At 68.4% G+C, this 20,915-nt stretch carries 22 protein-coding genes and 1 riboswitch; of the genes, 8 read left to right on the top strand and 14 right to left on the bottom strand.

Annotated elements, in window-relative coordinates; all coding sequences use genetic code 11:
• Positions 1-29 precede the first annotated feature (29 nt).
• The 4 genes from ACJH5R_RS02110 to ACJH5R_RS02125 form a co-directional block, all read right to left on the bottom strand.
• A complete protein-coding gene (locus ACJH5R_RS02110) occupies positions 30-1,952 on the bottom strand; it encodes an acyl-CoA dehydrogenase family protein (protein ID WP_406781192.1) in 1,923 nt (640 codons plus the stop codon).
• 112 nt (positions 1,953-2,064) lie between these two features.
• Positions 2,065-2,715: a sterol desaturase family protein gene (locus ACJH5R_RS02115; RefSeq protein WP_406781193.1), complete on the bottom strand. Its 651-nt coding sequence runs from the start codon at positions 2,713-2,715 to the stop codon at positions 2,065-2,067.
• On the bottom strand, positions 2,712-3,434 hold the full coding sequence (locus tag ACJH5R_RS02120; protein WP_406781194.1) for a FadR/GntR family transcriptional regulator: 723 nt from the start codon (positions 3,432-3,434) through the stop codon (positions 2,712-2,714). Before ACJH5R_RS02120 ends, ACJH5R_RS02115 begins: the two co-directional genes overlap by 4 nt.
• Positions 3,435-3,576: 142 nt before the next feature.
• Positions 3,577-3,990: a cold-shock protein gene (locus ACJH5R_RS02125; RefSeq protein WP_406756189.1), complete on the bottom strand. Its 414-nt coding sequence runs from the start codon at positions 3,988-3,990 to the stop codon at positions 3,577-3,579.
• 339 nt (positions 3,991-4,329) lie between these two features.
• Between ACJH5R_RS02125 and moaA the strand changes: the two genes are divergently transcribed.
• From moaA to ACJH5R_RS02140, 3 genes are all read left to right on the top strand, one after another.
• The gene (moaA, locus tag ACJH5R_RS02130) at positions 4,330-5,343 is read left to right on the top strand and encodes a GTP 3',8-cyclase MoaA (protein WP_406756563.1); all 1,014 of its coding nucleotides are present in this window, start codon (positions 4,330-4,332) and stop codon (positions 5,341-5,343) included.
• 3 nt (positions 5,344-5,346) lie between these two features.
• A complete protein-coding gene (locus ACJH5R_RS02135) occupies positions 5,347-5,628 on the top strand; it encodes a MoaD/ThiS family protein (RefSeq protein ID WP_406756190.1) in 282 nt (93 codons plus the stop codon).
• 358 nt (positions 5,629-5,986) lie between these two features.
• Positions 5,987-6,163, top strand: a riboswitch (cyclic di-AMP (ydaO/yuaA leader).
• 9 nt (positions 6,164-6,172) lie between these two features.
• Positions 6,173-7,111, top strand: a complete 939-nt coding sequence (locus tag ACJH5R_RS02140) for a transglycosylase family protein (protein WP_406781195.1) — start codon at positions 6,173-6,175, stop codon at positions 7,109-7,111.
• A 60-nt stretch (positions 7,112-7,171) separates the two neighbouring features.
• Here the strand turns inward: ACJH5R_RS02140 and ACJH5R_RS02145 are convergent, their stop codons facing one another.
• Genes ACJH5R_RS02145 through ACJH5R_RS02160 form a run of 4 tightly spaced genes read right to left on the bottom strand, consistent with a single transcriptional unit; the run spans position 7,172 to position 8,754 of the window.
• Complete coding sequence (locus tag ACJH5R_RS02145; RefSeq protein WP_406756192.1) at positions 7,172-7,609, bottom strand: molybdenum cofactor biosynthesis protein MoaE; 438 nt, start codon at positions 7,607-7,609, stop codon at positions 7,172-7,174.
• Positions 7,606-8,085: a molybdenum cofactor biosynthesis protein B gene (locus ACJH5R_RS02150; protein WP_406781196.1), complete on the bottom strand. Its 480-nt coding sequence runs from the start codon at positions 8,083-8,085 to the stop codon at positions 7,606-7,608. Before ACJH5R_RS02150 ends, ACJH5R_RS02145 begins: the two co-directional genes overlap by 4 nt.
• Positions 8,082-8,555, bottom strand: a complete 474-nt coding sequence (gene moaC, locus ACJH5R_RS02155) for a cyclic pyranopterin monophosphate synthase MoaC (RefSeq protein ID WP_406781197.1) — start codon at positions 8,553-8,555, stop codon at positions 8,082-8,084. Before moaC ends, ACJH5R_RS02150 begins: the two co-directional genes overlap by 4 nt.
• Positions 8,556-8,565: 10 nt before the next feature.
• Positions 8,566-8,754, bottom strand: a complete 189-nt coding sequence (locus ACJH5R_RS02160) for a hypothetical protein (RefSeq protein WP_046282658.1) — start codon at positions 8,752-8,754, stop codon at positions 8,566-8,568.
• Positions 8,755-8,816: 62 nt separating this feature from the next.
• On the opposite strand from ACJH5R_RS02160, the gene ACJH5R_RS02165 reads away from it, so the two are divergent.
• From ACJH5R_RS02165 to ACJH5R_RS02175, 3 genes are all read left to right on the top strand, one after another.
• On the top strand, positions 8,817-11,135 hold the full coding sequence (locus tag ACJH5R_RS02165; RefSeq protein WP_406781198.1) for a helicase-associated domain-containing protein: 2,319 nt from the start codon (positions 8,817-8,819) through the stop codon (positions 11,133-11,135).
• An 84-nt stretch (positions 11,136-11,219) separates the two neighbouring features.
• On the top strand, positions 11,220-12,875 hold the full coding sequence (locus tag ACJH5R_RS02170; RefSeq protein ID WP_406781199.1) for a DNA repair helicase XPB: 1,656 nt from the start codon (positions 11,220-11,222) through the stop codon (positions 12,873-12,875).
• A 35-nt stretch (positions 12,876-12,910) separates the two neighbouring features.
• Positions 12,911-13,336 (top strand): pyridoxamine 5'-phosphate oxidase family protein, encoded by a 426-nt coding sequence (locus ACJH5R_RS02175; protein ID WP_406781200.1) that lies wholly within the window; start codon positions 12,911-12,913, stop codon positions 13,334-13,336.
• A 15-nt stretch (positions 13,337-13,351) separates the two neighbouring features.
• On the opposite strand, the gene ACJH5R_RS02180 is transcribed toward ACJH5R_RS02175, so the two are convergent.
• The 3 genes from ACJH5R_RS02180 to ACJH5R_RS02190 are packed head-to-tail and all read right to left on the bottom strand — an operon-like array spanning position 13,352 to position 17,008.
• On the bottom strand, positions 13,352-13,636 hold the full coding sequence (locus ACJH5R_RS02180; protein ID WP_406781201.1) for a hypothetical protein: 285 nt from the start codon (positions 13,634-13,636) through the stop codon (positions 13,352-13,354).
• Positions 13,637-13,648: 12 nt separating this feature from the next.
• Positions 13,649-15,781, bottom strand: coding sequence for a 3-hydroxyacyl-CoA dehydrogenase NAD-binding domain-containing protein (locus tag ACJH5R_RS02185; protein WP_406781202.1), 2,133 nt, complete (start codon positions 15,779-15,781; stop codon positions 13,649-13,651).
• A gap of 15 nt (positions 15,782-15,796) precedes the next feature.
• Positions 15,797-17,008, bottom strand: a complete 1,212-nt coding sequence (locus ACJH5R_RS02190; protein WP_406781203.1) for an acetyl-CoA C-acetyltransferase — start codon at positions 17,006-17,008, stop codon at positions 15,797-15,799.
• Between the two features lie 235 nt (positions 17,009-17,243).
• On the opposite strand from ACJH5R_RS02190, the gene ACJH5R_RS02195 reads away from it, so the two are divergent.
• Positions 17,244-18,434: a pyridoxal phosphate-dependent aminotransferase gene (locus ACJH5R_RS02195; protein WP_406756564.1), complete on the top strand. Its 1,191-nt coding sequence runs from the start codon at positions 17,244-17,246 to the stop codon at positions 18,432-18,434.
• Here the strand turns inward: ACJH5R_RS02195 and ACJH5R_RS02200 are convergent.
• Entirely contained in the window at positions 18,421-18,873 is a 453-nt protein-coding gene (locus ACJH5R_RS02200; RefSeq protein ID WP_406756201.1) for an SRPBCC family protein, read from the bottom strand. The two genes, ACJH5R_RS02195 and ACJH5R_RS02200, sit on opposite strands and share 14 nt — an antisense overlap.
• Before the next feature lie 57 nt (positions 18,874-18,930).
• Entirely contained in the window at positions 18,931-19,374 is a 444-nt protein-coding gene (locus ACJH5R_RS02205) for an SRPBCC family protein (RefSeq protein WP_406781204.1), read from the bottom strand.
• A gap of 85 nt (positions 19,375-19,459) precedes the next feature.
• Here ACJH5R_RS02205 and ACJH5R_RS02210 point away from each other — a divergent pair, with 85 nt between their 5' ends.
• Positions 19,460-19,801, top strand: a complete 342-nt coding sequence (locus tag ACJH5R_RS02210; protein WP_406781205.1) for a DUF732 domain-containing protein — start codon at positions 19,460-19,462, stop codon at positions 19,799-19,801.
• A 3-nt stretch (positions 19,802-19,804) separates the two neighbouring features.
• On the opposite strand, the gene ACJH5R_RS02215 is transcribed toward ACJH5R_RS02210, so the two are convergent.
• Positions 19,805-20,596, bottom strand: a complete 792-nt coding sequence (locus tag ACJH5R_RS02215) for a serine protease (protein WP_406781206.1) — start codon at positions 20,594-20,596, stop codon at positions 19,805-19,807.
• Between the last annotated feature and the right edge of the window lie 319 nt (positions 20,597-20,915).

Consider the following 20,915-nt stretch of genomic DNA (forward strand, 5'->3'; position numbering starts at 1 on the left):
GAGCGCCGCAGACGGTCCGAAGTTCCCGGCTAGCCGAACCGGCGCGCCACGTTCGACTCGGTGGAGGCTCCCGGTTCCCAGTGTGCGATCCACGGCCCGGTGCCCTCGGACGGATCGAGGATGCCGTCCTCTAGCCAGATGTAGCGGTCCTCCAACACCGCGTGGGCCAGCCGGGTGTCGGCGCGGTCGGTGTTGGTCCACAACGCGGCGAACAACGCCTCGACCCGCAGCCGGGACTGCTCGCAGAACGCGTCGGCCAGTTGATAGGCCTGCTGACCTTCGGCCCGGTCGGCCACCCGCTGCGATTCAGCGCGCACGCACACCGCGGCCATCGCGAACAGCTCCGCCCCGATATCGACGACGCGCCCCAGAAATCCCTGCCTTTTCTCCAGGCCGGCCTGCCAGCGGGCCATGCCGTAGAAAGTGTTGCGCGCCAGCTTGCGTGAGTGGCGTTCGACGAAACGCAGATGCGTCGCCAACCCGCCGAACTCGCGATACGCCAGGGGGCGTTGCCCTTCCCCGAAGAGCAACTGCGGCAACCATTTTGCGTAGAAGCCGCTGGCCGCAGCGGCGGATTTGACCTTCTGCCCCAGCCTGGCCTTGGCGTTGGCGAGTTCCCCTGCGGCGCTCAGATGGGTATCGACGGCCTCACGCGCGATCAGCAGGCGCATGATCTCGCTGGAGCCCTCGAAGATCCGATTGATCCGCAGGTCCCGAATCTGCTGCTCCACCGGTACCGCTCGTTCACCGCGCGCGGCGAGTGACGGGGCGGTCTCATAGCCGCGGCCGCCACGAATCTGCAACAACTCATCGGCGATGACGCACGCCATCTCGCTGGACCACAACTTGGCCAGCGCCGCTTCGATCCGGATGTCGTTGCGGCCCTCGTCGGCCATCTGGCCGGACAGCTCCAGTACCGCTTCCAGCGCGTAACTGGTGGCGGCGATGAACGCGATCTTCGTGGCGACGGCTTCGTGCTCGCCGACCGGCCTGCCCCACTGGACCCGCTCCCGGGACCACTGCCGAGCGATCTTCAGTGACCATTTCGCCGATCCGGTCGCCATCGCCGGAATGGCCAAGCGACCGGCGTTCAGAGTGGTCAGCGCGATCCGCAGGCCGTCCCCCTCGCGTCCCACCAGGTTCTCGGCGGGCACTCGAACCTTGTGCAGCCGGGTCACGCCGTTTTCGATACCGCGCAGCCCCATGAACGTGTTTCGGCGTTCGACGGTGATCCCGGGTGAATCGGCTTCCACGACGAAGGCACTGATGCCTCCCCGGTGGCCGTCGCCCTTGGGCACGCTCGCCATCACCACCAGCAGTTCGGCCACCACGCCGTTGGTGGTCCACAGTTTCACCCCGTCCAGCTCGTAGGCCTGCCCATCCTCGATCGGTCGTGCCGTGGAGGCCAGTCGCGCCGGATCGGAGCCCACGTCCGGTTCGGTCAGCAGGAATGCCGAGATCGCGCCGGCCGCGCAACGCGGCAGGAACATCTGCTTCTGCTGGTCGGTGCCGGCCAGCTTGAGTGGTTCGGGCACCCCGATCGACTGATGGGCACTCAACAGCGCCCCGAGGCTGGGATGCACGCTCGACACCAGCATCAGGGCCCGGTTATAGGCGACCTGCGACATGCCCAGGCCGCCATACTCGACGGGGATCTTCAGCCCGAAACAGCCAAGACCGGCCAGTCCCTTGACGTATTCGTCGGGGATCTGTGCGTCACGCTCGATGACCGCGCCGTCGACGGTGTCGAGGAACTCCCGCAGCCTGCCCAGAAACTCCTCGGTGCGCGCTGCATCGTCATCGGCCGGCCGCGGAAAGGGATGGACGAGCGGTAGGGGAAACCGACCGAGGAACAACCCCTTGGCGAAAGAAGGTTTGTCCCAGCCGCTCTCGCGAGACTCCTCGGCAACGGCTCGTGCCTGCTCCTCGCTGACCTGCACCTGCTGCGTCATCGGACACCTCCTGAACCAGCCACCGCCGGAGAACCGCTGCCTCCGGAGAATTAACCAGTTGGTGTCAAACCAAACGCCGTCGTGCCGCCGCGGCCACGAGCGGCACGGCGATTCAGCCGGTCACCGTAGGCGCGTGCAGGTTTCGCACCGTCGGCGACGACTCCACCGTGCGCGGATCCGGGTAGGTGCCCAGCAGTCGGTCGGCGGTACCGGAGCTGGTCACGGTGAACCAATAGTTCTCGTTCTTGAAATGGTGATACCGGTGGTTGCGCCACACCGCACGGTAGATCGCATGGCGGGGCTTGTAGTCCGTGTGGACGAGGTAGTGAATCCACTCGTAGAAGACCAGGAACGTCGCGATGGTGAGCACGAACGTGAGCCCTTTTCCGGTGTCCCCGAAGGGGAGCAACACCAAGGGCGTTAGGGCGATGATCACAATCAGGCTGGGCCACGGAATGAAGATCAGCGGGATGTCGCGCGGGTCGCGGTGATGCAGACGGTGGTCACGGGCCAGGCGCGAGTCGAGCGTGATGCCCACCACGGTGCGCGGGCGCCAATGCAGGATTCCGGTATGGATCAGCCACTCACCCAAGGGCGAGAAAGCAAGGAGCGCAACAGCAATGATCGCGTCACCGATCGACCAGCCGCCCACAGCTAGGCGCGCCGCCCACAGTGTGACCGCCCACGTGAGGAGCATCCAGGGGCTGGGGTGCCGAATGAACTCGGCGAAGGCCTCCGGCAGCGTCTGCTGTTTCCGCGTCATCGCGGGCCCTCCAACTGGCTGGCGAGCTCGGCGAAGGCGGCACTGCCCAGGTCAAGCAACTCCGCCGCGGCCAGACGGGCGCCACCTCCATCACCGGCGGCGATGGCTTCGGCAAGCGATCGGTAGTGCTCGATGTCGTTGACCTCGGCAGCCATCACGTTGACGAGCGCGTCGAGGACGGGCACGTATGCCTGATTGAGCGTGTTGAACAACAGCCGAAAAGCGATGGACTCGGCGCTGTCCACGATGAGTTCCCAAAACCCAAGGGCACGCCACATGCGTTGCACGGGTTCCGATTCGGCTTCCAATTCCTCGACCACGGTGCGCAGCCGGGCGCGGGTGTCGTCGTTGACGCGGGCCGCTGCCAGCGCGGCCACCTGCGGACCGATGATGGCGCGGGCCTCGATCACGCTGGCCAAGGTGGCGCGGTCGACGTCGCCGCCGTGCACCAGCAGCAGCGGCAACACGTCGAAACCGGCTTCGGCACGGAAGTCACGAACCACCGTGGACCCACCCTGGCGGACCTGGATGAGGCGCGCTCGGTCCAGGCGGCCCAGCGCCTCCCGGACGGCGGCGCGTGATACCCCGAGCGCCTCGGACAGGGTCCGCTCGCTCGGCAGGGTGTCCCCGGGCGTCCGGTCACCGGAGAGGACCTGGCCGGCGAGCTGGGCGAAGATCTCGTCGGGTATCGACTGACGATTGATCGGCTGCAGGGTCATGACCGAAACCCTAACACGAAAAATGGCCGGAGGTCTGGTGGTCAGACCAGTTGTCGCGGGCGGCGCTCCGCCGCTGCTGTCTTTTCAGTAGTCAGTCAACGACGATCGCCACCCGCAGTGGGCTCGCCAGCACCGGCTGGGTTCAGGCGTCCAGTTCGCGAGCCACGGCCTTGACCACCTCGGAGATCTGCCGAGCGGTCTTGCGGTCCGGGTATTTGCCCTTGCGCAGCTCCGGCTGCACGGTGCCTTCCAGCAGGGTGATCATGTCCTCGACCATGCCGTGCAGCTCATCGGGGGTGTGCCGGTGCTCGACAGCCGGCGCCGCCTCACGGCGGGTCCGCGACAGGCTCGGCGGCGGGTCGATCAACTTCACCGTCAGCGCCTGCGGCCCGCGACGTCCGGCGGCGACGCCGAACTCGACCCGCTGGCCCGCCTTGAGACCCTCCACACCGTCCGGCAGGGCGGAGGCGCGGACGTAGACGTCCTCACCTTCTTCCTGGGACAGGAAGCCGAAGCCCTTCGCGGCGTCGTACCACTTCACCTTGCCGGTCGGCACTGGTCTCACCTGCTTGTCTTGCTTGATCACGTACTCGGGGACATAAAGGAAGCGTCCCGCCTGCGCAGGACGCGTCAGCAGCCGATCTTACTAGGACACAGACCCGCAAAACACCCAGGTTTCCTCGGTAGGCTGGCGAAGCCGCTGGAGGAGACCAGGACCGGACACCGAAGTCGCACGGTCGCTCCCCGGCCGACCGAATCGGATACAGATATGACGTTGAGGCAACCGGGTCCGCGCACCCCGGCACCACACACGGATGCTGCCGACGCGGACCACCAAGAGGCGGCCCGGAAGGCCGCCTTCCACGAGGCCGTGGAGCGTGCCGTCGCCACGCAGATGCCGACCACCGGGCCGCTGGTGGACACCTTCGGCCGGGTACACACCGATCTGCGGATCTCCCTGACCGACCGCTGCAACCTGCGCTGTACCTACTGCATGCCGGCCGAGGGGCTGGACTGGATTCCCAGCAAGCATCTGCTGAGCGACGACGAGCTGATTCGCCTGATGCGGATCGGCGTCACCCGACTGGGCATCGCCGACATCCGGTTCACCGGCGGTGAGCCGCTGCTGGCCCGCCACCTCGAAGGGGTGGTGGCCGGCGCCGCGGCACTGCGCCCGCGGCCCGAAATCGCCTTGACCACCAACGGCCTGGGACTGGCACGCCGGGCCGGCGCCCTGGTGGCGGCCGGGCTGGACCGCATCAACGTGTCACTGGACACCGTCGACCGCGCCCACTTCGCCGAGATCACTCGCCGCGACCGACTGCCCGACGTACTCGCCGGCCTCGACGCAGCCGCCCAGGCCGGGATGCGGCCGATCAAGGTCAACGCCGTGCTCGATCCCAAGATCACCGGCGACGACATCATCAGCCTGCTGCGCTTCTGCCTACTCCACGGCTATCACCTGCGGGTCATCGAAATGATGCCGCTGGATGCCGACCACAACTGGAACCGCGACGCCGGGCTCAGCGTCGAACAACTGCTGGAGACGGTGCAGGCCCAGTTCACCCTGCGGCCCGATCCGAAGCCGCGCGGCTCCGCGCCGGCCGAGCTCTGGCTCGTCGACGAGGGCCCGCAGACCCCGGCAGGCACGTTCGGGATCATCGCGTCGGTGTCACGGCCGTTTTGCGGGGACTGCGACCGGACTCGACTCACCGCCGACGGCCAGATTCGCAACTGCCTGTTTTCTATCGAGGAGTACGACCTGCGTGCGCTACTGCGAGACGGTTCCGATGACGACGCCATCGAGCAGGCGTGGCGGGCCGCGATGTGGACCAAGAAGGCCGGCCACGGCATCAACGATCCGGATTTCATCCAGCCGGACCGCCCGATGAGCGCGATCGGCGGCTGATCCATGACCCATCAGACCGACGTCACCGATACCGGCGTGGCGGTGACGGTCCGCTACTTCGCTGCGGCGCGGGCCGCGGCCGGGACCGAATCAGAGACCGTCAGCGTGCCCCTCGGAGGCGGGGTGGCCGTCTTGGCGCAGGCCCTCGCCGCCCGCAATGAGCGGCTGGCGGCGGTGCTGAACCGGTGCTCCTACTTGCGCGATGGGGTCGCGGTGCGCGACCAGGAGGCGGCTTTGCGGCCCGGCGAAACGGTCGACGTACTGCCTCCGTTCGCCGGCGGTTAGCGAGGCTCGACGAAGGAGAGACGAAGCTCGACCGCCGAATCAAACCCGGCGGTTAGCGAGGCTCGACGAAGGAGAGACGAAGCTGGCCCGCCGAATCAAACCCGGTGGCTAGCATGATCTACGTCACATAACGAATTGATCACGGACCGACAACAGCTTGATTTAGTGGCCTCTGACCTGCATAAACGCTGGCGGTTCCTGGTGGTTTGAGAAGAACCAGCGATGAAAACACCCGGGGGCGTCAAGGGTGACTCGGCGGGTAAGACCGGTTACGGTACATCTCCGGGTGTATCGAAAATTTTCCGTTCGATCCACCTTTCCTCACCCGTAGCGCCGAGCTCCATCCAACGGGAGAGGAAAACCACAAATACCTGATGGATGGAGGCGGGGGACCCACCGGGTCCGCCGAGAGCGGCCCTGAGGCCCTAACCGGCCTCTCGGGGTGAAGCCGACGACGCACCGCGTGCATCAAGGCCGGGCAGTCCCCCCTGTCCGAACCCGACGCTGACCTCGCAGGCGTAGACAGAGAGGAATTCACCACCGTATGAGTGGACGGCATCGCAAGCCCACCCAATCGAACGTCAACATCGCCAAGATCGCTTTCACCGGAGCTGTGATCGGTGGCGGCAGCCTGGCCCTCGCCGGGACCGCAGCCGCGGCTACCGATGACGAATGGGACCACGTAGCCCGGTGCGAATCCGGCAACAACTGGGGCATCAACACCGGTAACGGCTACCAGGGCGGGCTGCAGTTCTCGCCGAGCACCTGGAGCTCGCATGGTGGCAGCAAGTACGCCCCGTCGGCTCACCTGGCCAGCCGCGAGCAGCAGATCGCGATCGCCGAGCACGTGCTGGCAACGCAAGGCCGTGGCGCCTGGCCGGTCTGCGGTCGCGGACTGTCCGGCGCATCGCAGCGCGAGGTTCCGGCAGCGCCGCCGGCCGACGCCCCGATCGACAACCCGGAGGTCAACGGCGAGGCCGTAGCCCTGGACAACCCGATGGCTCCCCCGCCGGCTCCCGAGCCCGCACCGTGGTGGGCCCCCCCGGCCCCCGAGGCCCCGGCTCCCGCAGAGGGCGCCGCACCGGTGGCGCCCGCAGGCTGGTTCCCCGAAGCTCCGGCTCCCGAGGCCCCGGCACCTGAGGCCCCGGCGCCGATCGCCGAGGACCTGCCGCCGGCTCCCGAGGCTCCCGCTCCGGAAGCCCCGGCCCCCGAGGCTCCGGCACCCGAGGCCCCGGCCCCGATCGCCGAGGACCTGCCGCCGGCCCCCGAGGCTCCCGCGCCTTGGTGGAACCCGGAGGCTCCGGCACCCGAAGCCCCGGCGCCCGGCGACGAGGTAGCTCCGGCTCCCGGTCCGGACGGCAACCGGCAGGAAGCGGTCTCGGTCGGCTTCCACCAGCAGCTGTGGCAGGCCGTTCGGTCGGAGAACATCAGCGGCAACGACGCGCTGGACGCGTTCGCGCAGCAGCCCAGCCGGGTTATGTAACGCACCTACGAAAGACGGGGGCCGGATCACCGGCCCCCGTCTTTTGTGTCCTCGCGGCCATCAGGCCGAGCCGACCCACTCCTCGGTGTCGTCGGCGAAGAACTGGTGCTTCCATACCGGCAGCCGCGCCTTGATGGTGTCGACAAGCAGCGCGCAGGCCGCGAAGGCCTCCCGGCGGTGATCGGCCGCCACGGCGGCCACCAGGGCGGCGTCACCGATGTGCAGCACACCGATGCGGTGGCTGGCCGCCAACGCGCGGACCCCGACGGCCTGCTCGGCAACCTCGGCCAGCACTTCGGCCATCACCTGCTGCGCCGTCGGGTGTGCGGAGTACTCCAGTCGGGTGACCTGTTGGCCGTGGTCGTGATCGCGGATCATGCCGACGAATCCGACGATTGCTCCAGCGGCGCGGTGGCCCACCAGCTCCTCGTGTTCGGACAGCACGATGGGCTGCTCGGTGATGGCGGCCCGCAGGACCTTCGGGCCGGGGGCCGTCACCGGTGGTCTCCGCCGGCGAGCTGGTCCAGGGCGTGATCCAGGACGTCGGCAAGCACGCCCAGCCCGTCGCGCACCCCACCGGACGATCCGGGCAGGTTGACGATCAGGCTGCGACCAGCCACGCCGCACACGCCGCGAGACAGTACCGAGGTCGGCACCTTCGGCAGCCCGGACCGGCGGATGGCATCGGCCAGGCCGGGGATCTGGTAGTCGAGCACGGTGAGCGTCTGGGCCGGGGTGTCGTCGGTCGGCGAGATCCCGGTGCCGCCGGAGGTGATGATCAGCTCGGGCCGAGCGGCCACCGCGGCGCGCAGGGCGGCGCCGACCGGCTCACCGTCAGCCACGACCTCCGGCTGCACCGGGGCGAAGCCGCGCTGCGCCAGCCAGTCGGCGATGATCGGCCCGGTGCGGTCGGTGTACTCACCGGCCGAGGCTCGGGTGGAAGCGATGATGATGCGGGCGGTCCGGGCGCTCATGAGCGCTCCCAGGCGCCGGTACGGCCACCGTCCTTGCTCAGCACCCGGATGTCGTCGATGACGGCGGCGCGGTCGACGGCCTTGATCATGTCGTAGAGGGTCAGTGCGGCCACGCTGACCGCGGTCAGCGCTTCCATCTCGACCCCGGTGCGGTCAGTGGTGCGTACCGAGGCGGTGATGTCGATCTGGGATTCGCCGATGGTGAAGTCGACGTCGACTCCGGTCAGGGCCAGTTGGTGGCAGAGCGGAATCAGATCGCTGGTGCGTTTGGCGGCCATGATGCCGGCCACCCGTGCGGTCGCCAACGCGTCACCCTTGGGCAGTCCGCCGGCCGAGATCAGCTGGACCACGTCGGCGGTGGTGCGCAGCACGCCGCCGGCGACCGCAACACGCTTGGTGGTCGCCTTGGCGCTGACGTCGACCATGTGGGCCGCACCCCGATCGTCGAGATGTGAGAGCGGCCCGGTCATGGCGTCACCGCTACCGGTTGACGACGGTGACCGGATGCAGGTAGGGCAGCTCGTCGGACGGCAGCGGGAACACGAGGTCCCCGAACGGCGACAGTGCGCCGGTCCGATCGGTGCGCAGCTCGCTGACAGCGGGTTCGCCGTCGGTCTTCGGCCAACCGTTGTCGACGTACCGGTTCTTGTTGTCCTGGTTTCCAGCCACGGCACCATTCTGACAGGTCGCGATCGACGACGTTCACCGGTTGGGCCTTACGCTGGTCGTCGATGACCGAACGCGCCCGGGGTGTCCCACTGGGGTCGTGGCTGGCCGACCTGCCCGACGAGGATCTGATCCGGCTCCTGAAGCTACGGCCCGACCTCGCCCAACCACCGCCGGGCAGTATCGCCGCGCTGGCGGCGCGGGCCCAGGCCCGTCAGTCGGTTCGGGCTGCCACCGATGAGCTGGATTTTCTGCGGCTCGCTGTCCTGGATGCGCTGCTGGAATTGCATGCCGACGCCACCGGCGTGCCGGTCGCCGATCTGCTGGCCCTGCTCGGCGAGCGCGCCCCCGCCGACGCGGTGACCGCGGCACTGTCCGACCTGATTGCGCGGGCGTTGTGTTGGGGGTCGACCGAACCGGACGGCGTGTTGCGCATCGCCGCCGAGGCAGGCGCTGGCCTGCCGTGGCATCCGGGCCAGGTGACCCGCGAGGATCCGGCACACGGTGAGGCCGACATCGCCGCGCTTCGCGAAGCCATCGCCGATCTGGCAGCGCCGCAGCATGACCTGCTGGACAAACTGCTGACCGGTTCCCCGATCGGGCGCACCCGCGACGCCGCGCCCGACGCGCCCCCGGAGCGTCCGGTGCCCCAGCTGCTGGCAGCGGGACTGCTGCGCCGCGTCGACGACGAGACGGTGATCTTGCCGCGGCTCGTCGGGCAGGTGCTGCGGGGCGAACAGCCGGGCCCGATCGCGTTGCACGAGCCCAACCCGGTGGTGTCGCAGACCACCGCGGCCGACGTGGACGCGGCCGCGGCCGGCGCGGTGATCGACGTATTGCGCGAACTCGACGTGATCCTGGCCAGTCTGGGCGAAACGCCGGTGCCGGAGCTGCGCAGCGGCGGGCTGGGCGTACGCGAGGTCAAGCGACTGGCCAAGACCACCGGTGTCGACGAGATCCGGTTGGGCCTGCTGCTTGAGGTCGCCGCGACCGCCCGGCTGATCGCGGCCGATTTTCCCGACCCGGCGAGCGTCGATCAACGGGACTGGCCCGACGCCGACGGGCCGTATTGGGCGCCGACGGTGCTCGCCGACCGGTTCGCCGAGCAGTCCACCGCGGAGCGCTGGCAGCTGCTGGCCGCCACCTGGCTGGATCTGGCGGCCCGGCCGGGTCTGATCGGCAGCCGCGGCGCCGACGGCAAACCCCGGGCGGCGCTGTCCACCCCGCTGTTCTCCACCGCCGCCCCGATGGATCGCCGACTGCTGCTGGGCATGCTCGCCGAACTGCCCGCGGGCGCCGGGGTCGACGCCGTGACCGCATCGCAGGCGCTCGTCTGGCGCCGGCCACGCTGGGCCAACCGGTTACAGCCCGGCCCGGTGGGCGAACTGCTCGACGAGGCACACACCCTGGGTGTTCTGGGCCGCGGCGCGCTCAGTTCCCCGGGACGGGTCCTGTTGGCCGGCGGCACCGACAACGCCGTCGATGGTGCCGCCGCGGTGGCCGCGATGGCCAAGGCGTTGCCCGAGCCGATCGACCACTTCCTAGTACAGGCCGATCTGACCGTGGTGGTGCCGGGACCGCTGAAACGCGACCTCGCCGAGGAGCTGGCCGTCGTCGCCACCGTGGAATCGGCCGGCGCGGCGATGGTCTACCGGGTCTCCGAACAGACCATCCGGTCCGCCCTGGACGTGGGCCGTACCGGTGCGGGGCTGCGGGCATTCTTCGAGAAGCACTCCAAGACCCCGGTGCCGCAAGGGCTGAGCTACCTGATCGACGACGTCGCGCGCCGGCACGGCCAGCTGCGGATCGGGTTGGCGGCCTCCTTCGTGCGGTGCGAGGATCCCGCGCTGCTGGCCCAGGCCGTCGCCGTTCCGGCCGCCGAGGCGCTGTGCCTGAGGCTGCTGGCCCCGACCGTGGCGGTGGCGCAGGCTCCGCTCGCCGACGTGCTGGCGGCGCTGCGCAACGCCGGTTTCGCCCCGGCCGCCGAGGATGCCACCGGAACGATCGTCGACATCCGGCCACGCGGGATGCGGGTGCACACCCCGGCGGAGCGTCGCGGGCACCGACCACACCCCGGTCCTGGTGATGACAGCCTGACCGCACTGGTCCGGGTGCTGCGCACCGTGACGTCGGCGCCGTTCGACAACATCCGGCTGGACCCGGTGACCGCGATGATCATGCTCAAGCGCGCCGCGCTGGAGCGGGCCACGGTGCTGATCGGCTACGTCGACGCCGCCGGCGTGGCCACCCAGCGCGAGGTCGCCCCCACACAGGTCCTGGGCGGCCGCCTGATGGCATTCGATTCGACATCGGGGCAGATGAAGGATTTCGCGATTCACCGCATCACGTCGGTCTCGTCGGCCCCCGACGACGCAGCGCACTAGCGACGCATGTCGGGGCGGTCCGGATAATGGGCCCATGCGCGCTGCCGACGATGCAGAGCGCCAGCGATGAGGAGGAGCAGCGCCATGAGCGGTGCCGACGGGCCGTTGATCGTCCAATCCGACAAAACCGTGCTGCTCGAGGTCGACCACGAACAGGCCGGTTCGGCGCGCGCCGCCATCGCGCCGTTCGCCGAGCTCGAGCGCGCCCCGGAGCACATCCACACCTACCGCATCACCCCGCTGGCGTTGTGGAACGCCCGCGCCGCCGGCCACGACGCCGAGCAGGTAGTCGATGCCTTGGTCAGCCATTCCCGGTACGCGGTGCCGCAGCCGCTGCTGGTCGACATCGTCGACACCATGGCGCGCTACGGGCGTCTGCAGCTGGTGAAGAGCCCGGTGCACGGCCTGACCCTGGTCAGCCTGGATCGCGCGGTGCTCGAGGAGGTGCTGCGCAACAAAAAGATAGCGCCGATGCTCGGTGCCCGCCTCGATGACGACACCGTCGTGGTGCATCCCAGTGAGCGCGGCCGGGTCAAACAGATGCTGCTCAAGATCGGCTGGCCGGCAGAGGATCTGGCGGGTTACGTCGACGGCGAGGCCCATCCGATCGACCTGGCCCAGGACGGCTGGCACCTGCGCGACTACCAGGAGATGGCCGCCGACTCGTTCTGGTCGGGTGGCTCGGGGGTGGTGGTGTTGCCCTGCGGTGCCGGCAAGACACTGGTCGGTGCCGCGGCGATGGCCAAGGCGAAGGCCACCACGCTGATCCTGGTCACCAACACCGTCGCGGGCCGGCAATGGAAACGCGAACTGGTGGCGCGCACGTCGCTGACCGAGGAGGAGATCGGCGAGTACTCCGGTGAGCGCAAGGAGATCCGGCCGGTCACCATCGCCACCTATCAGGTGATCACCCGGCGCACCAAGGGCGAATATCGGCACCTGGAGTTGTTCGACAGCCGCGACTGGGGGCTGATCATCTACGACGAGGTGCACCTGCTGCCCGCGCCGGTCTTCCGGATGACCGCCGATCTGCAGTCCCGCCGCCGCCTGGGCCTGACCGCGACGCTGATCCGCGAGGACGGTCGCGAAGGTGACGTGTTCTCGCTGATCGGGCCCAAGCGTTACGACGCACCGTGGAAGGACATCGAGGCGCAGGGCTGGATCGCCCCGGCCGAGTGCATCGAGGTGCGGGTCACCATGACCGAGAGCGAGCGGATGACCTACGCGGTCGCCGAGCCCGAGGAGCGCTACAAGTTGTGCTCGACGGTGCACTCCAAGATCGCGGTGGTGCGCTCGATCCTCAAACAGCATCCCGGCGAGCAGACCCTGGTGATCGGCGCCTATCTCGACCAATTGGAGGAACTGGGCGAGCAGTTGGACGCCCCGGTGATCCAGGGCTCGACACGTACCGCCGAGCGCGAGAAGCTGTTCGACGCCTTCCGCCGCGGTGAGATCTCCACCCTGGTGGTGTCCAAGGTCGCCAACTTCTCCATCGACCTGCCGGAAGCCTCGGTGGCCGTGCAGGTCTCGGGCACCTTCGGGTCACGGCAGGAGGAGGCCCAGCGGCTGGGCCGGCTGCTGCGCCCCAAGGCCGACGGCGGCGGCGCGGTGTTCTACTCGGTGGTCGCCCGCGACAGCCTGGACGCCGAGTACGCGGCACACCGGCAGCGGTTCCTGGCCGAGCAGGGCTACGGCTACATCATCCGTGACGCCGACGACCTGCTCGGTCCGGCAATCTGAGGCAACCCACGCCGATCGCGGATAGCCTGAAAAACATGGCCCTGTCCAAGGACGAACGCGAGCAGTTTCTGGCCGAGCCGCACATCGCCGCGCTGTCGGTGAACGCCGGCTCCGGGCGCGGCCCCCTGACGGTGCCGATCTGGTACCAGTACGCTCCCGGCGGCGAGCCCTGGGTGTTGACCGGGGCCGGGTCGCGCAAAGCCAAGCTCATCGAGGCAGCCGGAAGCTTCTCACTGATGGTGGAGCGCACCGAGCCCACGCTGCGCTACGTCGCCGTCGACGGCACCGTCAGCCGCATCGAGCCCGGCAACGACGACCTCCACGCCGAGCTGGCCCACCGCTACCTGCCGGCGGAACGGGCCGAGAAGTTCCTCGAGTACGCGCTGGCCGAACTGGGCGAGCAGGTGGTCATCTATCTGCGTCCCCAGCACTGGATTTCGGCAGACCTGGGGGCGATCTAAACCCGGTTTCGCGGCTCAGCGCACGCAGACGTCGGCCGGCAGCAGCAGCATCACCGGCCACAGCGCCACCGATGTCACCGTCGCCACTTCGTAGATGCTCGACGGTGGTATGCCGTACTGCCGCTCGGCCTGCGCTTGGAGCCGTTCGACACCGTCGGGGTGCAGGAACAGCCACACCACACCGGCGATCACATAGACCAGGCCGAGCCACAGCGCCGCCTCGATCAGCGCCCCGACGCTCACCTGGCGGTCCAGGAAACGCAGAATCCCCCGAAACCGCGGGGTTCCGGGGGATTCCACGTTGTCACCTGATTACAGCAGCGATGCCGGCGGGTTGAACCGGTCGCCGTAGGTGGCGGCCAGTTCCTTCGCCCGGGCCACGAAGGCGGCCTTGCCGCCGGGGTAGCCGGTGATGAACTGCGCGGTGCCACCGGTCCACGCCGGGAACCCGATGCCCATGATCGCGCCGATATTGGCGTCGGCGGTCGAGGTCAGCACGCCCTCGTCGAAGCACTTCTGGGTTTCGAGCACCTCGGCGAAGAGCATCCGGTCGATCATGTCCTGCAGCGGCGGAGTGGAGCTGCCCGAGTTGAACGTCTCCCGCAGGCCCGACCACAGGCCGGTGCGCTTGCCGTCGACGTACTCGTAGAAGCCGGCACCCTTCAGACGCGACGGACGACCGATCTCGATCATCTTGTCGACGACCTCTTCGTTGCGCTGCTTGGCGAGGGTGCCACCGGCCGCCTCGACACCCTCGCGGGTGGCGATGGCGATCTTCTGCATCAGCTCCAGGTTGAGCTCGTCGCAGAGCTGCAGCGGAGCGGCCGGGTAGCCGGCCTGCAGACCGGCCTGCTCGATGCTGGCCGGCTCCACGCCCTCACCGAGCATCATCAGCGCCTCGTTGACGAAGGTGCCGATCACGCGGGAGGTGTAGAAGCCGCGGCTGTCGTTGACCACGATCGGGGTCTTCTTGATCGCCAGCACGTAGTCGAACACCCGGGCCAGCGCCTCGTCGGAGGTCTTCTCGCCCTTGATGATCTCCACCAGCGGCATCTTGTCGACCGGCGAGAAGAAGTGGATCCCGATGAAGTCCTCCTGGCGCTTCACGCCGGTCGCCAGACCGGTGATCGGCAGCGTGGAGGTGTTCGATCCCAGCAGCGCGTTGGGCTCGACGATGTCCTCGATCTCCTGGAAGACCTTGTGCTTGAGGTCCTGGCTCTCGAACACGGCCTCGATCACGAAGTCGACGCCGGCCAGGTCCTGCGGGTCGGCGGTCGGGGTGATCTTGTCCAGCAGCGCCTGCGACTTCTCAGCGGTGGTGCGACCCCGCTCGAGCGCCTTGGCTTCCAGCTTCTCCGAGTAGCCCTTGCCGCGCTGGGCCGCCTCGAGGGAGACGTCCTTGAGCACCACGTCGTAGCCCGCCTTGGCCGACACGTAGGCGATGCCGGCGCCCATCATCCCGGCACCGAGCACACCGATCTTGCGGATCGGGGTCTGCGCGATGCCCTCGGGCCGGCTGCCGCCGCCGTTGATGTGCTGCAGGTCGAAGAAGAACGCCTGGATCATGTTCTTGGCGACGTTGCCGGTGACCAGCGAGATGAAGTAGCGGGTCTCGATGCGGCTGGCGGTGTCGAAGTCCACCTGCGCGCCCTCGATCGCGGCGGCCAAGATCGCCCGCGGCGCGGGCATGTTGGCCCCCTTGACCTGCTTGCGCAGCAGGGCCGGGAACGACGGCAGGACGGCCGCCAGGGCCGGGGTGGCCGGGGTGCCGCCGGGCATCTTGTAGCCCTTGGCGTCCCACGGCTGCACACCGGCGTCGGGGTTGGCCTTGATCCACGCCTTGGCGGCGGGCACCAGTTCCTCGACGGTGGGCAGCACCTCGTCGACCAGGCCGATCTCCTTGGCCTTGGCCGGCTTGAAGCGGGTGCCCTGCGCCAGCACGTTCATGAAAGCGTTCTGGATGCCCAGCATCCGCACGGTGCGGGCGACGCCGCCGCCGCCGGGCAGCAGGCCCAGGGTGACCTCGGGCAGGCCGAGCTGGCTGCCCTTGGCGTCGGCCGCGATGCGGTGGTGACACGCCAGCGCGATCTCCAGGCCACCGCCGAGGGCGGCGCCGTTGATGGCGGCCACGACCGGCTTGCCCAGGGTCTCCAGGGCGCGCAGGTCGGCCTTGATGCCTTCGCACTGGTCGAAGACGGCCTGGGCGTCGGCCGGGCCGACGTGGATCATCGCCTTGAGGTCACCGCCGGCGAAGAAGGTCTTCTTCGCGCTGGTGACGACCACACCGGTGACCGAATCCTTCTCCGTAATAAGGCGCTGGACCGCGTTGTGCATGGACTCGCGGTAGTGGTCGTTCATGACGTTGGCCGACCCGGTCGGGTCATCCAGGGTCAGCGTGACGATGCCGTCGGCATCCTTGTCCCACTTGATGGTGTTCTCTGCCATTTTTTACAAGCCCTCTCAGACGCGCTCGATGATGGTGGCCACGCCCATGCCGCCGCCGATGCACAGCGTGATCAGGGCACGCTTGGCACCGCGACGCTCAAGCTCGTCGACCATGGTTCCGGTGATCATGGCGCCGGTGGCGCCCAGCGGGTGACCCATCGCGATGGCGCCACCGTTGACGTTGAGCTTCTCGTTGGGGATGCCCAAGTCCTTCTGGAACTTCAGCACCACCGAGGCGAACGCCTCGTTGAGCTCGAACAGGTCGATGTCATCGACGGTCAGGCCGGCCCGGTCGAGTGCCTTGACGGTGGCCGGGGTGGGGCCGGTGAGCATGATGGTCGCGTCGGCGCCGGTGGTGGCGGTGGCCACGACCCGGGCCCGCGGGGTCAGGCCCTGCGACGCGCCCGCCTTCTCGCTGCCGATCAGCAGCAGCGCGGCACCGTCGACGATGCCGGAGCTGTTACCGCCGGTGTGGACGTGGTTGATGCCCTCGACCCAGTGGTACTTCTGCAGCGCCACGTCGTCGAAGCCGCCCATCGAGCCGATACCGTCGAACGCGGTGCGCAGCTTGCCCAGGCCCTCGAGGGTGGTCTCGGGGCGCATGTGCTCGTCGTGGTCCAGGATCAGCAGACCGTTCTGGTCGCGCACCGGGATGACCGACTTGGAGAAGTAGCCGCCCGACCAGGCCGCGGCCGCACGCTGCTGGCTCTGCAGCGCGTAGTTGTCCACGTCCTCGCGGGAGAAGCCCTCGATGGTGGCGATCAGGTCGGCACCGATGCCCTGCGGGGCGATGTAGTTGTCGTAGGTGAAGGGCACGTCGGAGAACATCGCGCCGCCGTCGGAGCCCATCGGCACCCGGCTCATCGACTCCACACCGCCGGCAAGCACCAGGTCGTCCCAGCCGGAGCGCACCTTCTGCGCGGCGACGTTGACGGCCTCGAGCCCGGAGGCGCAGAACCGGTTGAGCTGCACGCCACCGACGGTGTCGGGCAGGCCCGCGGCCAGCACCGCGGTGCGGGCGATGTCGCCGCCCTGGTCACCCACGGGCGAGACGCAGCCCAAAACGACGTCGCTGATCAGGCTCTCGTCCAGGTCGGGGTGGCGGGTGCGCAGTTCCTCGATGAGGCCGACGACCAAGCTGATCGGCTTGACCTCGTTCAGCGCGCCGCCGCGCTGCTTGCCGCGCGGGGTGCGAATGGCCTCGTAGATGAAGGCTTCTTCGGACATGGGCGATTCCTCTTCAGTATTTGGTATTCGATGCGGATCGACTGCGTCTTGGTCGGAGCGTAGTCCCCGAATTCCCACCCTAACAGGGTGGCCTATCAACCGGATGGTTGGTCCGTCTGGCCCGCTCCCCAACCGAGCGTGAAGTTGGCTTCACGCCGGCGGCCTGAACGTGAAGCCAGCTTCACGCTCGACCCTGCGACGACGCCCTTTAGGCTCGGATCCCATGACGGCGCGGATGGTCTCACGGCTGCAGCCCTATGCCACCACGATCTTCGCCGAGATGTCGGCACTGGCCGCACGGATCGGCGCGGTCAACCTCGGTCAGGGCTTCCCCGACGAGGACGGACCGCCGGCCATGCTCGAGGCCGCCCGGGCCGCGATCACCGACGGCGTCAACCAATACCCGCCCGGGCCCGGCATCCCCGCCCTGCGCGAAGCCATCGCCGGGCAGCGCGCGCGCAAGTACGGGATCGACTACGACCCCGACACCGAAGTCCTGGTGACGGTCGGGGCTACCGAGGCCATCGCCGCCGCGGTGCTCGGCCTGGTGGAGCCGGGTTCGGACGTGGTGCTGCTCGAGCCGTTCTACGACTCCTACTCCCCGGTGGTCGCCATGTCCGGGGCGCGACGAGTCAGCGTGTCCCTGGTTCCCGACGGGCGCGGGTTCGCCTTGGACGCCGACGCGTTGCGGCGGGCCATCACCCCGGCGACCCGGGCGCTGATCGTGAACTCACCGCACAATCCGACCGGCATGGTGTTCACCGAGTCCGAGTTGGCCGAGATCGCCCGGATCGCGGTGGAGGCCGATCTACTGGTGATCTCCGACGAGGTCTACGAGCACCTGGTCTTCGCCGGACGGACCCATCGCCCGCTGGCCGCCTTCGAGGGGATGGCGGAGCGCACCATCACCATCTCCAGCGCGGCGAAGATGTTCAACTGCACCGGCTGGAAGATCGGGTGGGCGTGCGGACCGGCGGAGCTGCTGGCCGGCGTGCGAGCCGCCAAGCAGTACCTGAGTTATGTCGGCGGGGCGCCGTTTCAGCCGGCGGTGGCGCTGGCGCTGAACACCGAGGACGCCTGGGTGGCGGCACTGTGCGCGACCATGCAGGCGCGCCGCGACCGGTTGACCGAGGGCCTGCGGGGCATCGGATTCGAGGTGCACGACAGCTTCGGCACCTATTTCCTGTGCGCCGATCCGCGCCCGCTGGGCTATGACGACAGCACGGCGTTCTGCGCCGAGCTGCCCCACCGGGCCGGGGTGGCCGCGATCCCGCTGTCGGCGTTCTGCGTGCCCGGTTCGGAGGCGACCGCTCCCGATGTCTGGAATCACTTGGTGCGGTTCACCTTCGTCAAACGCGAGGACACCATCGACGAGGCGATCCGGCGACTGGAGACGCTGCGCGACGGGCCCGCTACGACTCGGTAGTGGCGTCTTCGCCCATGATCTGCTGACGCAGCCGTTCGGTGGCGATGCTCAGCACCAGCTTGCTGGCGCGCCGCACGATGAACTCGGGGATCGGCCCGGACGGTTCGACGGTGATGTCGAAGCGCACCCGCGTGCTGTCGGGACCTTCGCGAGTCAAGGTGTATTCGACGTGCTGGGCGCGCTGCTGGGCCGTCGCCTTGGCATCCCAGACCATCCAGTCCGGGCCCCAGTGGTATTCCAGGATCTCCTTGTCCACCAAGCCCAGAATCTTGATGGTGGCCAGCACGTGATGGGGACGGCCATCTTCGTACTTGTCGAGGACTTCGATCCGCTTGTGCACCGGCGACCACGACGCCAACTCGGACACATCAGCGAGCGCGTCGAGGATTTTCTCCGGCGGCGCGTCAATCACAATTTCCCGCGATGCTCGAACAGCCACTAGATCGAGCCTAACGCCGAGCCCTCCCGGCGGCAGGATTTCATCGCAGAGGAAAAGTCAGCGGCCCTTCTTGATCTTGAGCACCTGGTCGCGCAGCCCGTCCGTGGCGGTCTTCATGCCGCCCTTGAGGGTGCTCTTGAGCAGGAACCCTGGGATCGGGATCGACGGGTCGACGTTCATGTCGAACCGCACCTTGGTCTTGTCGCCCTGCGGGGTCAGCGTGTACTTGGCGTCCTGCGCCTTGAGCTGACCGGCCGACACCAGGGTCCAGCCGACGCTGTCGTCCGTCCAGCTGTATTCGACGACCTGCTCATCGGTGAGGCCCGCAGCCTTGATCTTCATCCGCACCCGGCGTGGCCGGCCGTCGTCGTAGGTGTCGAGCACCTCAGCACTCTGGTACTGCGGCGACCAGGACGGAACAGACTCGACGTCGGCGAGGACGTCGAAGATCTCCTCCGCGCTCGCTTCGATAACCACTTCGCGGGAATCCTTGACTGCCATGGCAGGCACCCTAACCAGGCGGGCGGTGATGCGGGGGGATTTGGGCCCACCGAGAGTCGCCCCCTCGCCGGGTGGCGGTGGCACCATGGAGGTCATGCATGTGACCGTCCGGATTGCCGCACCCCTGCTGGCCGCCGCGGCACTGACCGCCGCGCCGGCCGCCCACGCCGATGACGCGAGCTATCTGGCCCGGGTCAACGCCGCCCCGGTGGCGATCCCGGTCGCCGACCAGGTCAAGGTGACCTCGGGGCACTACGTCTGCGCCGAGTTGCGGATGTATGGCCACACCGGGACTTACCGCTCCGGCATCTCGCCGGGCGACCTGGTGCGCCAGCTGACCAACACCTTCTATTACAGCCCCGAAGCGGCCGACGTCCAGATTCAGGCGGCGCAGGCTGAGATCTGCCCGGAGACGTTGCGGCCCTGAGGCTTAGCCGAGGCCGAACCCGGCGCCCGGCCCACCCTTGGCGTTGAGGTCATCGAGGATCGCCTTGAACATCACGATCCCCGGCCCCGACTGATCCAGCGGTGCGGTCGGGAAGCTTCCATCGCGAACCATGCCGACGAGCAGGTTGTCGATGGTGATCGGGGCCCCGTCATCACCGGGCTTCCACCACTCTTCACCGGCAGTGTCCACACCGGCTGGCCCTATGTCGTAGCAATTGAGGCCGGTGCCCCGGCCGAGCTTGCAGGCCTGCTTGGGGGCGGCGGGTTCCGGGGCGGGGGGTTCCGGGGCGGCGGGCTCTTGGGCGGCCGGTTCTGCATTAGCAGATTCTGGGGCGGGTGACTCCGGGGCGGCAGGTTCCGCGGCGACGGGTTCCGGGGCCGGAGGCGTCGGCTCTTTCGGGCCCAGGCCGAAGATCCCAAAGCCTTCGTAGTCGCCGATCGGTTTGACCTTGACCGGGTCGAACTCGATCACCGCGTAACCCAGTCCCTGGTCGGCGGCCACCACCGTGCCCACACCACCGTGATCTTCGGCGCCCTCGACGACCACCGACGAACCCGGCCCACCGCAGTTCGCGGCGGTAAAACCGATCAGCCGGCCGCTGCTGTCGTGGCCCATCGCGGTCAGCGTGCACAGTGTGTCGTCGTGGAGCACGATCCCGGCACCGCCGCCGAGCTGGATCTTGTCACTGGCCGCGGCGGCGGGCGGCAGACCTGCGGAGGCGATCACGGCGGCGATGACGATTGCCGGCGCTCGTCGAGTCAAGGCACGGTGCACAGCGACTCAGTCTAGGGGCGGGCCTGATCGACAACCGTCATTCCAGCTCGCACACCGGGCTTGACCTGAACGGTCCCGCAAACCATGCCGGCAGCGTACGGTCGAATGTGAGCCGATTGATTGTCGGCGGCGGTCCACCCAGACGCGGCCCGGGCGGCCTCCTCGGGCAATTGTGATTCCTCCGCCTACCTGCACCCGCGGGCCAGACGAATCCGACTGTGACGGAACCGCCCGTGGATTGTGAGATCTGGTGCGACACTTAGCCATACCGAGATCAGCGTTCGACCGCAATACGCCTACCGCCCTGGTCATCGAAAGA

Origin of the sequence: Mycobacterium sp. SMC-19 (genome assembly GCF_045310815.1) — a bacterium.
Taxonomy (GTDB): Bacteria; Actinomycetota; Actinomycetes; order Mycobacteriales; family Mycobacteriaceae; genus Mycobacterium.